This window comes from Kovacikia sp. CALU 1929 (genome assembly GCF_056784235.1).
On the sequence record NZ_JBXBCF010000031.1, the window covers coordinates 1 to 12,103 of the forward strand.

Sequence of the window (12,103 nt, forward strand, 5' to 3'; positions counted from 1 at the left end):
ATCTTTGCAAATCTGCCTGAAGCCCTGGAAAATGTGTAGCAGCTAAAGCCTCCCACTAAAGTGGGTAGTTTTGACTAGCGTGCTGGGACAATAAAGCAATACGATGAAATTAAAGCTGGTGGTAGCCATACTAATAAACTAAATTTAGTTGACATCCCAAAACTGTTTTTCCCCCTTCCTCCCCTTGCTGAACAACGTCGCATTGTCGCCAAAATCGATCGCCTCATGGCTCGTTGTGATGAACTGGAAAAGTTGCGGGCAGAACGCAACCAAAAACGAATCACCATCCACACCGCTGCCCTCAACCGTTTGCTTTCGTCGCCCTCGTCCTCTGCTTCGTCACTCCCGTCCTCGTCTGCTTCGTCACTCCCGCGCAGGCGGGAGTCTAGTTCCCTGGATTCTCGCCTGCGCGGGAATGACGCGAAATTTGCGGGGTCTAGTCCCCTGGATTCCCGCCTGCGTGAGAATGACGCGAAATTTGCGGGGTCTAGTCCCCTGGATTCTCGCCTGCGTGAGAATGACGCGGAATTTGCAGAGTCTAGTCCTCTGGATTCCCGCCTGCGCGGGAATGACGCGGAATTTGCGGGGTCTAGTCCGCTGGATTCCCGCCTGCGCGGGAATGACGTGGAATTTGCTGAGGCTTGGCGCTTTATCACGCAACACTTTGGCGAACTCTACTCGGTCAAAGAGAATGTGGCTGAACTGCGTAAGGCGATTCTGCAACTGGCTGTTATGGGTAAGCTGGTGCCGCAAGATCCAAATGATGAGCCTGCTAGTGAGTTGTTGAGGGCGATCGAGCTTGAGAAACAACAACTGGTGAAAGAAGGGAAAATCAAACAGACTAAGCCATTGCCGGGAATTAAACCGGAAGAAATCCCTTATGAGTTGCCTAAGGGGTGGGTATGGGTACGATTGGGAAGCCTAGCTAAATCAATAGACTATGGCACGTCAATCAAATCGAATGATGACTCTTCAAAAGTTCCTGTTTACCGAATGGGAAATATAGTTAATGGACAACTTATAAATACTGGCTTCAAATATGTTGATCGTGAAATTGACGATTTACCAAGGCTTTACCTAAAGAAGAATGACATACTGTTCAACCGGACAAATAGTTATGAGTTGGTTGGGAAAACGGCTATTTATCTTGAAAAAGATGATGATGCCACTTTTGCGTCGTATTTAATTAGGGTCAGATTCACTGAGAAGTATTTAGTACCTACCTACTTAAATATAGCGATGAACGCGTCATATTTTCGTAGAACACAAATCGAACCAGAGATCGTTCAGCAGTGCGGTCAAGCTAACTTTAATGGTTCAAAGCTATCGGTAACTTTAATTCCTTTTCCTCCCCTTACCGAGCAACATCGCATCGTTGCCAAAATTGACCAGTTCATGGCTCTTTGTGATCATCTAGACCAGCAAATCGATGCTGCCACCAGCAAACAAACCACCCTGCTCAATGCGGTGATGGCTCAGGTGTAACGGAAAAACCATGTGCCTGAAATTGGTTTACATCAGCCAGTACAAACACTTCAAAGACTTCAGCCTGAACTTTGACGGCAGTAGCTTTATCGATGTCTCGGTTGGCAATGGGGTACTTTGAGTGGAGGAGTTCTTTCAGCTTGTTGAATGTGGAATTGTCTGGCTTTGGATTGGGCTGCTTCATTACAACAATCAGTGCTACACAACAGCGCCTTCCAAAAAAAGGAGAACAATCGCTGAAGTGCCTGTTACACAACAATTACAAGTCAAGGACAAGAACTTGTCACGACAACATTTAATTCGTCACTGTACACCTGTTGTACAGCAACTAAAACAACCCTTTCCTCTCAGGATCCCAGGCTAACTGGCGACAGCTTTACTTGGTGCGGTCAAGATGCTTGATATTGCCCTGAATCGCTGGGCAGCATTTGTCCCCGATAGCCTGTAATAATCCGGCTACCATCTCTAAGAATGTGGATTTCAACCTGGTCGCTTGCCCAGGTGATTTGATCTTGGAATGCCGGGTTGAAAATATGAATACGCTGATTACTGGATGAAACAGGCGATTCGGGAGAGTGGATTGCCAGCCTTTCGATGTAAGGACCATCAATCAAAATATCCAGTTGCTCTAGCAAATCCCTGGCACCTGCTGGAGCGTAGCTCTCCTCAAGTTGCTCCAGGGTGAAGCCTGTGAAAGACATGACGCTTAAGCCTGCTGCTTTTAGCTTCCGTGCCAGGGCTGCCAGGGCAGGCGCTTGCCAGAACGGTTCGCCCCCAGAAAAAGTGACTCCTTCGTTCCGGGGATTGTCTAGGATTCGTTCAACCAGACTATCGACATCCACCAGTTCGTTGATCTCAAACGACCAGGATGCCTCGTTAAAACACCCCCCGCATTCTCTCAGGCAGCCTTGAACCCAAATCACCGCCCGACAGCCGGGACCGTTGACCTCAGATTCATCCACATAGCCCATGATATTGAGGTATCCGGGAGGAATTTCTAGCAGGGAGAGGTAGGGGTTGACGTGAGACATAGGGAGACTCCTTACAGCATGACGACAGCGATCGCCTTGCCTTTAAGAAATACCACCCAAATTTGAGAATCCTGTGAGGATCAGGTTTGAGGAGTTTCCGGCGGTTCGATACAACCAATGGTAATCTCAGCGGTACGTGGATATGCTTGCAACAGAGACATAAACCGGGAAACCTGGAAACTACGCGGATCCATGCGGGAGGATGAACGATCCACGGCTTTATGGGTTGTAATGCGGTCATCCATAACGCCAGTTTTGGCAACCAGCCATGCTAAGGACTGATATTGCGCCTGGGTGTAACCACTGTGGCTACTGCGATTATTGTTACCATCGCGAGGGGTTTCCAGGGAAACGTGGTAGGCAAAGTTGTTGATCGATCCTGCGAGAGCAGGGTTAGTTTTTACGGTTTGCCCATTAAAGGAGGAGTTGCCCGCCCCAAATGCCCGTTTATCCGGCGGAACCAGGTACACAATCGTGCCATTCAGGCGGATTAGCGTGTGATAGCTTGCCTGGTCTTGATCCCTGGGGTGGGGGGTGCGGAAAAAGTTGATCGCACTGTTGGCAGAACCAACCGTTTCATGGACCACAATCATTGGTTCAAACAGGGCGGGATTGCCGTTAAAATCCCTCAAATAGCGATCGCCATAGTTGGTCGGGTCAATTAAGGCAATCTCCTCTTTAGGCGTATAAGTAGTTAGATGATTCAACAAATTAGCTAAAGGTGCCTTTGTCTCAGTCTCCGTTTTGCTCTTTTCTTGCCGGAAGCGACTCAATGTAATTGCATTGGGGGCAATTCCTAATGCCTCAGCCGTGGACCTGATTTGAGGTTTTTTCTTCTTTTCCGGTTGAATGGCACACATTCTGGAAACCACAGACTCCGATGGTTGAATTTCTACCTGGGGTTTCAGTACAGCACTTCCTGGAGACTCAAATCCAGCTTCGTTAAGAAGCTGGGCAAGACCCGAATTCATCGTCACCGTCAAGGTGATGACACAGAGCGCCACCAGCGCCACAACTGCGAAAAACTTTCGTTTCATATTGCTGCCCAACACTGTCCATCCGTCACGCCACACCCGTCTGAAGAAAAATTCTTCGATGTAATCCTACCCCAAACTGAAAACTCAAACTCAAAATTTCGTTACAAAATGGTCGCTATTTTACCCATCCATTGCGCCTATCGCCTTTAAGGTATCTTTTGGAGCGACAGTCCTACCTCTAACATCAGGGATATTTGGGCTTTGATAGCAGCAAGAGTGGATGATGCATTAGTTAAGGATCTCTGCTAGTTAAGAGGATCTCTGCTAGTTAAGTTAAGTAAACAGACCCCCATCCAACCCTTGAGTCAGGGGATTATAGCCACTAGATATTCTTCCTTTGGTTACTGCGGCAATGGTTTTGGTGGTTCTGCTCATGGTTTGCAGCGATCGCCCCGTGAACCTTATCCCTCACAAGTCTTATATAGCCGTTTCCCCTTGCATAGGCCCCATACCCATCCACTCATCCATCCCTCTCTCCCTTTCCCATCTCACCCAGTTGTGGTTGACTCATCTTAAAATCGCTGCAAAAACCCCAATTTGAATCCCTAATTGGTTTCCCTCTGCAACCATCCCCTCATTCACAAAGTTTGTCGAACTGTTAAATCGTCACATTTAGCACATTCGGTTGGCGTGTTTTCCCATAGGCTGACAAACATCTTCGCAAAATTCCAAGTTGGGTGAATATTACTGGTGCCGTGTGGCTTTTCCCCCATAAGCTTCTAAGGAGAATTGACCGTGAGTACAAGAAGACCTATATATATTCCCCGACGTCAGGTGGTTCGGGGTCTTTTGGCAACCGCTGCCTTTGGGGCAACCTCCAAACTCTGGACTGGTTGCTCGTCTACCCCCTCAGAAACGCAGGCGGGTACAGGTGGGGAAGCCAGCCCAGTTTCCGATAAACCTCTGGTCATGGGTTTTATCTACGTCGGCGCAAAGGATGACTATGGCTGGAATCAGGCGCAGGCAATGGGTGCCACCGCAGCTTCTCAACTTCCTGGAGTCAAAATTATTGAGCAGGCAAGCGTTCCTGAAACCAAGGAGGTGCAGGAAGTCATGCGTAACATGATTGAGCAGGATGGGGCAACGGTTGTGTTTCCCACCTCCTTTGGCTATTTTGACCCCCACATTCTGGAAGTGGCAAAAGATTTTCCAGAAGTGCAGTTTTTCCATGCTGGAACCCTCTGGAAAGAGGGATTGCCGGATAACATTGGCAGCTATTTTGCGCTGGTGGACGAGGGGCAGTATCTCGCTGGGCGCGTTGCGGCTATGGCTTCTAAGTCGGGTAAGTTAGGATTTGTCGCCGCCAAACCGATTAATCCGGTTTTACGCAATATCAACCCATTTATTTTGGGTGCCCGCAGTGTCAACCCTGATATTAAAATGCAGGTTATTTTCACAGGAGACTGGTCAATGCCTGTGAAAGAGGCGGAAGCCACCAACTCTTTAGCAGACCAGGGAGTAGACGTGGTCGCTATGCACGTTGACAGTCCCAAGGTTGTGATTGAAACTGCCGAGAAACGCGGAATTTACTCCAGTGGGTTCCATGCCGCCCAAAATGATTTGGCACCGAAGGGTTACCTGACAGGAACCGCCTACAAGTGGGGCACTATTTTCAAGAGCTACGTTGAAATGATTCGGGGCGGCAAAACGTTGATGAATGGCGGCATTCCCCATCAGGTTATCGGTAGCTTGAAGGAGGACTTCATTGAGCTGGCACCCTTTGGTCCCGCTGTATCCGCTGATGCGAAGAAGGATGTAGAGGAGGCAAAAACCAAAATTGTGGATGGCTCAATGATGGTCTATACCGGGGCAATTGAAGACAATTCCGGCTCGGTCAAGATTCCGGCAGGCACGACCTATAAGATCACAGATTCCCAACTGACCCAAATTGACTGGCTGGCTGAAGGCGTGATTGGTAAGGCAAGTTAAACGTTATGGTACTAAGTCGTTCTAACTGGCGCTCGATGGCGGAGTCGATCGTCATCCCGATTGGCGCAATTCTATTTGCAATGGTTTTGTTTGGGATCTTCTGCGCCTTCTACGGTAAAAATCCATTTGAGATTTACGCAGCAATTTATAAGTCAGCCTTTAGCAACTGGCGAACCTTCCAGGGTTCCCTGCTACGGGCAGCTCCCCTGATGTTGACAGCCCTTTGTACTGCCCTGCCTGCCCGTCTGGGTTTGATGATTATTGGCAACGAAGGGGCACTAGTCATGGGTGCTCTGGGGGCAATCACGGCGGGACTGTTACTCTCCTACGGCGCTATTTTGCCCTCTCCTGAGCAGGTGCAAAATCTGTTGGGGTTTCCTCCGGCGGTGGTCATTATTGGCATGGCACTGGGAGGAATGGTTGCTGGTGGCATCTGGATCGGGATTGCGGGCGCACTGCGGCACTATCGGGCAGTGAATGAAACTATTAGTAGTTTGCTGATGAACTACATTGCGATCGCCCTGCTGAATCACCTGGTCGAAGGTCCCATGAAGGACCCAGCTTCCCTGAATAAACCCTCAACCTTTCCCCTACCTGATATTTACAAGCTGGGCAGCATTCCCTCCAGCCGCATTCACTATGGGTTGATTTTTGGGTTGATTGCCTGTGCGATCGCCTATTTCCTGATCCAGCACACTACTTTTGGGTTTGCCGCCCGCACCGCCGGAGGCAACGTCAAGGCAGCCCGCATCGCCGGTCTGCCAGTTGGTCAACTGACAGTAACTATCTGTTTCCTGGCAGGTGCCTGCGCTGGTTTGGCAGGTATGGTTGAAGTCGCCGCCGTCCAGGGACAGGCAAACGCCTCCATCGTCGCGGGCTACGGCTACGCCGGCATTCTAGTTGCCTTCGTTTCCCGCTATAACCCGCTGGCTGCTATTCTCGTCTCGATTTTGCTAGGCGGCATTGTTGCCAGTGGTGGGGCATTGCAACGCACTTTTGGAATGCCAGATGCCACCGTGTTATTGTTCCAGGGATTAGTTTTCCTCGTGGTTCTTTACAGTGAGTCCCTTTACGGGCGCTTCCAGATCTTTAAAGACAGACCACCCACAGTGGCTGCTCCACCATCAACATCAACAGCAGTACCCATTTAGCGGCTATGGGGGCGTGCATTCGTTGTTAGCTGTTAGATTAACCCTCTAATCCCCTAACACCTGGCATCTCACACCTGCCCCCCTAGCACCTCATACCTAATCTATTCAGGAGGAAAACAACACAATGGCAGCAGAAGCATTGGGATGGTGGGGGGTTCCTTTAGGAATCTTTGCTGGAACCCTGCGGGGAAGTGCCCCTTTCCTGTTTGTCAGTTTAGGGGAGTGTTTAACCGAGAAGAGCGGCAAAATCAACCTGGGATTGGAGGGGACTTTATTGACTGGGGCGATGAGTGCCTATGCGGTTTCCTACCTGGGTGTTAGCCAGTGGGGGTTACCTGCAACCGTATCTCCCTGGTTGGGGGTGCTGGTCGCGGGATGTGCAGGTATGGTTTTGGGCTTTATCCATGCCTGGTTGTCTCAACAGCCAAAGGTGAATGACATTGCGGTTGGCATTGCTATGATTATCTTTGGTAGCGGGGTTGCCTTCTTTTTTGGCAAACCTTTCATTCAACCCCAGGCTCCTGCCCTGCCCACAATCGACCTTGGTGGATGGAGTTCAATTCCGGCGGTTGAGTCCGCTCTCAAGATCAGCCCTTTATTCGTTTTGGGAATTCTGATTGCCCCTTTGATGGCGTGGTTCTTTAAGTCCACCCGCTGGGGTTTATTTGTTCGTGCGGTGGGTGACAGCCCGGATGCCGCTCTGGCGATGGGAGTTTCGATCAAAAGGGTACGGATGCTTTGCATCATTGCAGGTAGTTTCCTGGCAGGCATTGGCGGTGCTTGCCTCTCGCTCTACTACCCTGGTATCTGGTCGGAAAGTATTTCTAGCGGACAGGGTTTAATGGCAGTCGCATTGGTGATTTTTGCCCGTTGGAACCCAATCCAGTGTCTATGGGCATCCCTCTTTTTTGGGGGGGCGCAGGCGATCGGTCCGGCGCTGCAAGCCGTGGGAATTGAGCAGGGACGCTATTTGTTCAACGCTGCCCCTTACGTTTTGACCTTGCTAATTATGATCATTACCTGCTCACCCAAGAAAACCCTCTCTGGCGCACCTGGGGCATTAGGAACGATTAGTGGGTAGTAGGAAGGGGAGTTAAGAGTTGAGAGTTGAGAGTTTTAGTCCACTGGCCGCTTCTAATAACCCACCACTTTTGACTACTGATTCCCCTACTCCCTATCCCTTGCCTCGACTCAAGAGCCAATGACCATGACCGATGACTCCCTTTTTTATATCTTTGTACTGGTTTGAAATCTTTAATCTAGAATTCCTACTCAGGAGGCAGAATGGCAGAAGTTGCACATCCCGTCACTCAAGAAATGAACGATATGCATAGTGCTATCGCACCTCCTGATCTGGAAGTGGTCAACATAAGCAAGCACTTTGGCTCGTTGATTGCTTTAGACACGGTCTCCATGAAGCTGCAGCCAGCAACCTTTCATGCCCTGTTGGGTGAAAATGGGGCAGGAAAAAGCACCCTGGTCAAATGCATCATGGGATTCTACAAGCCTACCTCTGGGCAGGTCCTAATTGATGGGCAGGTTTGTCAAATTGACAGTCCCCGCAATGCTCAACGCTACGGCATTGGCATGGTGTATCAGCACTTCACCTCCGTTCCTTCAATGACCGTTGCCGAAAATTTGGTGTTGTCTCGCTACGACAGCCCCAATCTGGTGAATTGGAAGCAAGAGTACGAGGAACTCGCGGCATTCATGGAAGCGGCACCATTTAAGGTTCCCCTGGATGCCACGATCGCCCAACTGGCTGCCGGTCAAAAGCAAAAGTTAGAAATCCTCAAACAGCTTTATCTCAGAAGCAAAATCCTGATTCTGGACGAACCCACCTCAGTTTTGACCCCTGCTGAAGCGGACGAAGTGCTGGGCTTAATCCGGCAGCAGGTGACAGAAGGCAAAATCAGTGTGCTGATGATCAGCCACAAATTCCGAGAAATCATGGCATTTGCCGATGAGATTACAGTGCTACGCAAAGGCAAGTTTGCCGGTTCCGGTCAGGTAAAAGACATGACGATCTCAGAAATGGCTGAGATGATGATGGGCGAAAAACGGGAACCCCAGCCAGTTGAAAAAGTCACCCACCCTGATCCGATTCCTGTACTTGAGATTAAGGGCATTCACGCCAATAAAGACAACGGCTTAGAAGCGGTGGGTGGAGTCAATTTAAACGTCCACAGTGGTGAAATCGTCGGTATTGCAGGCATTTCTGGCAATGGTCAGCGAGAGTTAGTCGAGGTTTTGGCGGGTCAGCGTCCAGCGACCGCAGGTGAGGTTCGGGTCAATGGCGAAACCTATACTATGACTCGTGCTGAGATGTATAAGCACCGGCTCTTTGTGTTACCAGAAGAGCCTCTCCGTAACGCCTGTGTTGCCCATATGAGTGTGGCAGAAAATCTGGCACTTCGTACTTTCGATCGCCCCCCCCAGGCAAAAGGTTTCCTTGTGATCTTCAAAGCGATTCGTGAGATGGCAGTCGGTTTGATTGCTAGCTTTAAAATTAAAACTCCGTCGCCTGAAACACCCGTTGGCAATCTCTCTGGCGGCAATGTTCAGCGAACCGTGCTGGCACGTGAACTTCACGCAGACCATATCAAGCTCCTGATTGCAGCTAACCCCTGCTTTGGTCTTGATTTTGCGATGGTTGATTACATCCATAGCCAAATTTTGGAAGCTCGCAATCGTGGGGTTGCGGTTTTACTCGTCAGTGAAGATCTGGACGAATTACTCAAACTATCCGATCGCATCCTGGTGATCAGCGGCGGAAAATTTGCCTACGAAAGCCCCATCGAAGAAGCTGATTTTGCCCAAATCGGTCAAAGCATGGCGGGGCACTAGGGAAGGATGAAGGATGAAGGATGAAATTTAACGATTCAGCCTTCATCCTTCAGCTTTTATCCTTTATTCTTGAGCTTGGTTTTGGTTTTGCCTTTGCCTTTTTGGCACAGGCGGTGAAAATAGCAGTTAGCTCGTTGGCTTCCTGTAAAGACTAATTAACTTAGGTTGCTGGATTATGTTTAGTTCTACTAGAAGTTCTAGCCAGTAATTCGTCTCCTCAAGTTCCTGAAGCCCAAGCTCTATTTTGCTAATGAATTCAGCTTTAGATCCGCTACGACTAGCTTCTTTGTAATGATCACCTAATAGATGTGCCACTTCTTAAAAACTGCTTCCCAATCACCTGAGCTTCGGTAGTTTCTGGCAAAGCTGTATACAACCTGACAATTCGGATCGCAAACTTTTTTGTCCTTTGCTTTAAATCCTCATTCTTTCACCTTTCGTCCTAATTCTCATTCTTCCTATTCACTCTTTTTCATCCCTCATCCCTCATCCTTCCCTATGCCTACTATCTCTGCTCTGCCCTATGAATACGAACTGCCGCAATCGAGCAATGTTGCTTTGATTGTGATTGACATGCAACGAGACTTTTTGGAGCCAGGTGGATTTGGTGATGCCTTAAAAAATGATGTGGCTCGGTTGCAGGCAATTGTGCCAACCCTGAAGCGATTGATTGAAGGGTTTAGGGCAATGGAGTTGCCAATTATTCATACGATCGAATGCCATCAGCCAGATATGTCTGATTGTCCGCCATCGAAAGTTAAGCGGGGCAAAGGAACGCTTAAAATTGGTGATCCAGGACCGATGGGCCGGATTTTGATTAAGGGTGAACCTGGAAATGGCATTATTCCTGAACTGGCTCCTATCCCCGGAGAATTTGTGATTTATAAACCGGGCAAGGGGGCGTTTTATGCCACCAATCTAGAGTTAATTCTAAAGGAACAAAATATTACTCATCTGTTCATTACTGGAGTGACCACCGAGGTCTGCGTCCAGACAACCATGCGAGAGGCAAACGATCGCGGCTATGAATGCCTCATGGTCGAAGACTGCACCGAAAGTTACTTCCCTGATTTCAAGCAGTCCACCCTGGAAATGGTTCGTGCCCAGGGTGGCATTGTGGGGTGGACCAGCACAGCCGATGAAGTACTTAAGGGATTGGAAGCCTGGAAACCCTCCAAAGCATTGGTTTAAATATCAAGGCGACTACTCTCTCGCTGGATGGGTGATCAACCCATCCTTTTTTTTGACAATAAAAAACTATGCTCTTCTCACTTCAGCCTGACCCCTGACCCCTGATACCTGACACTGTGAATTCGACGAACCCTTCCCTTGACCTATCTACCCCAACCAAACTGCTTCAGCGAGCCGTTCTGGTCCACGATCGCCTCTGTGCTGAATATGGTTGCCCGATTCCCTATTTCCATAGCTTAGATCCGTTGAGTGAACTGGTTTCCTCCCTCCTCTCCCACCGCACCCGGAATCAGGCTTCCGGCAAAGCATACAAGCAATTGCGAACACGTTTTCCGACCTGGGAGATGGTACGAGACGCCCCTGTAGAGGAGGTGCAACAGGCGATCGCCCCCTGTACCTATCCCGAAGTTAAAGCCCCCCGGCTAAAGCAAATTTTGCAATTAATTACCCAGCAACGGGGCGAGTTGAACCTGAATTTTCTGGTAGATCTCTCTGTTTCAGAAGCCAGGGCATGGCTGGAAACCTTTCCCGGTGTGGGTCCTAAAACCAGTGCAGCGGTGCTCTGTTTCAGTAACCTGCGTCGTCGTGCTCTGCCGGTAGATAGCCACCACCATCGAGTTGCTGTGCGATTAGGCTTGATTGCTCCCAATGTGGCAGTCGGTCCTGCCCACAGATTCCTGGAGGCACAGCTTCCCCAGGATTGGGATGCTCAACAAATTTACGATAACCATGAGGTTCTGATGCTGCATGGTCAGCGGTGTTGTTTTTACCGGGAACCTGCCTGCGATCGCTGCCCCATCCTCGACCTTTGCCCATTTGGTCAAGCCCGGATGAATTGACCATCAGTTCAGCCTTAACCCCATAATCACCAGATCCCGTTCAACCATGCCAAACTCTGCCACCTTGGGTAAGTAGCCCCACCGATGAAAGCCAAACTGTTCAAACAGGCGTAAACTGGGACAATTTTCAGCAAAAATGAACCCCAACAAAGTCTTGATGCCGTAGGTGGGACTATGGGCGATCGCCCGCTGCAACAGCATTTTACCAGCTCCCTTCTGGCGGTAATCTGGCGACACATAAATGCTCAGTTCAGCGGTCGTTTCATAGGCAGGACGACCATAAAACGACTGAAATCCTAACCAGGCAACGACTTCTCCTTCCACCTCCAATACCCACAGGGGTCTCTTTTCCGGTGTATGGGCAAGAAACCAGCCTAGACGACTCTCCACCGTCACTGGCTCCAGATCTGCCGTCACCACTTGAGCGGGAATCGTTGCGTTGTAGATGCCTACAATGGCAGGCAAATCTGCCTCTACTGCATTTCGGACGTTCATGCCACCCAGTCCTTCACCTGGCTGAACCGTATCACAAAGAGTTGTTAGCATTCGTTTCTGGAAATCATAGTCGAAAGATAATCGCAACTTACAATTCT

12 protein-coding genes and 1 pseudogene are annotated in these 12,103 nt (G+C 49.5%); 8 read left to right on the top strand and 5 right to left on the bottom strand.

Annotated features, from left to right (window positions below; translation table 11 throughout):
- Positions 1–108: 108 nt before the first annotated feature.
- On the top strand, positions 109–1,485 hold the full coding sequence (locus AC1S52_RS02300) for a restriction endonuclease subunit S (RefSeq protein ID WP_482027470.1): 1,377 nt from the start codon (positions 109–111) through the stop codon (positions 1,483–1,485).
- Positions 1,486–1,874: 389 nt separating this feature from the next.
- Here AC1S52_RS02300 and AC1S52_RS02305 read toward each other — a convergent pair whose 3' ends face one another.
- Both AC1S52_RS02305 and AC1S52_RS02310 read right to left on the bottom strand, forming a co-directional pair.
- Complete coding sequence (locus AC1S52_RS02305; protein ID WP_482027427.1) at positions 1,875–2,516, bottom strand: 4Fe-4S single cluster domain-containing protein; 642 nt, start codon at positions 2,514–2,516, stop codon at positions 1,875–1,877.
- A gap of 80 nt (positions 2,517–2,596) precedes the next feature.
- Positions 2,597–3,553 carry a peptidoglycan recognition protein family protein gene (locus tag AC1S52_RS02310; protein ID WP_482027428.1) on the bottom strand — a complete coding sequence of 319 codons (957 nt, stop codon included), beginning with the start codon at positions 3,551–3,553 and terminating at the stop codon, positions 2,597–2,599.
- A 735-nt stretch (positions 3,554–4,288) separates the two neighbouring features.
- On the opposite strand from AC1S52_RS02310, the gene AC1S52_RS02315 reads away from it, so the two are divergent.
- The 5 genes from AC1S52_RS02315 (at position 4,289) to AC1S52_RS02335 (ending at position 9,635) form a co-directional block, all read left to right on the top strand.
- Positions 4,289–5,482 carry a BMP family ABC transporter substrate-binding protein gene (locus AC1S52_RS02315; protein ID WP_482027429.1) on the top strand — a complete coding sequence of 398 codons (1,194 nt, stop codon included), beginning with the start codon at positions 4,289–4,291 and terminating at the stop codon, positions 5,480–5,482.
- A gap of 5 nt (positions 5,483–5,487) precedes the next feature.
- A complete protein-coding gene (locus tag AC1S52_RS02320; RefSeq protein WP_482027430.1) occupies positions 5,488–6,633 on the top strand; it encodes an ABC transporter permease in 1,146 nt (381 codons plus the stop codon).
- Positions 6,634–6,757: 124 nt separating this feature from the next.
- On the top strand, positions 6,758–7,714 hold the full coding sequence (locus AC1S52_RS02325) for an ABC transporter permease (protein ID WP_482027431.1): 957 nt from the start codon (positions 6,758–6,760) through the stop codon (positions 7,712–7,714).
- A gap of 203 nt (positions 7,715–7,917) precedes the next feature.
- Complete coding sequence (locus AC1S52_RS02330) at positions 7,918–9,480, top strand: ABC transporter ATP-binding protein (RefSeq protein WP_482027432.1); 1,563 nt, start codon at positions 7,918–7,920, stop codon at positions 9,478–9,480.
- Between the two features lie 20 nt (positions 9,481–9,500).
- Positions 9,501–9,635, top strand: a complete 135-nt coding sequence (locus AC1S52_RS02335; protein WP_482027471.1) for a hypothetical protein — start codon at positions 9,501–9,503, stop codon at positions 9,633–9,635.
- On the opposite strand, the gene AC1S52_RS02340 is transcribed toward AC1S52_RS02335, so the two are convergent.
- Positions 9,607–9,795 carry a four helix bundle protein gene (locus AC1S52_RS02340; RefSeq protein ID WP_482027433.1) on the bottom strand — a complete coding sequence of 63 codons (189 nt, stop codon included), beginning with the start codon at positions 9,793–9,795 and terminating at the stop codon, positions 9,607–9,609. The two genes, AC1S52_RS02335 and AC1S52_RS02340, sit on opposite strands and share 29 nt — an antisense overlap.
- A pseudogene (locus tag AC1S52_RS02345) lies at positions 9,776–9,883 on the bottom strand (four helix bundle protein); the annotation flags it as partial. The pseudogene AC1S52_RS02345 and the gene AC1S52_RS02340, both read right to left, overlap by 20 nt.
- Before the next feature lie 95 nt (positions 9,884–9,978).
- Between AC1S52_RS02345 and AC1S52_RS02350 the strand changes: the two are divergent.
- Positions 9,979–10,671, top strand: a complete 693-nt coding sequence (locus tag AC1S52_RS02350; protein ID WP_482027434.1) for a cysteine hydrolase family protein — start codon at positions 9,979–9,981, stop codon at positions 10,669–10,671.
- Positions 10,672–10,787: 116 nt separating this feature from the next.
- A complete protein-coding gene (locus AC1S52_RS02355) occupies positions 10,788–11,510 on the top strand; it encodes an endonuclease III domain-containing protein (RefSeq protein WP_482027435.1) in 723 nt (240 codons plus the stop codon).
- A 3-nt stretch (positions 11,511–11,513) separates the two neighbouring features.
- On the opposite strand, the gene AC1S52_RS02360 is transcribed toward AC1S52_RS02355, so the two are convergent.
- Entirely contained in the window at positions 11,514–12,056 is a 543-nt protein-coding gene (locus AC1S52_RS02360) for an N-acetyltransferase family protein (protein WP_482027436.1), read from the bottom strand.
- Positions 12,057–12,103 lie beyond the last annotated feature (47 nt).

Coding starts and splice junctions, on each gene's coding strand:
- AC1S52_RS02305 (WP_482027427.1), bottom strand. CDS start 2,516: ATGTCTCACGTCAACCCCTACCTCTCCCTGCTAGAAATTCCTCCCGGA.
- AC1S52_RS02310 (WP_482027428.1), bottom strand. CDS start 3,553: ATGAAACGAAAGTTTTTCGCAGTTGTGGCGCTGGTGGCGCTCTGTGTC.
- AC1S52_RS02320 (WP_482027430.1), top strand. CDS start 5,488: ATGGTACTAAGTCGTTCTAACTGGCGCTCGATGGCGGAGTCGATCGTC.
- AC1S52_RS02325 (WP_482027431.1), top strand. CDS start 6,758: ATGGCAGCAGAAGCATTGGGATGGTGGGGGGTTCCTTTAGGAATCTTT.
- AC1S52_RS02330 (WP_482027432.1), top strand. CDS start 7,918: ATGGCAGAAGTTGCACATCCCGTCACTCAAGAAATGAACGATATGCAT.
- AC1S52_RS02335 (WP_482027471.1), top strand. CDS start 9,501: ATGAAATTTAACGATTCAGCCTTCATCCTTCAGCTTTTATCCTTTATT.
- AC1S52_RS02350 (WP_482027434.1), top strand. CDS start 9,979: ATGCCTACTATCTCTGCTCTGCCCTATGAATACGAACTGCCGCAATCG.
- AC1S52_RS02360 (WP_482027436.1), bottom strand. CDS start 12,056: ATGCTAACAACTCTTTGTGATACGGTTCAGCCAGGTGAAGGACTGGGT.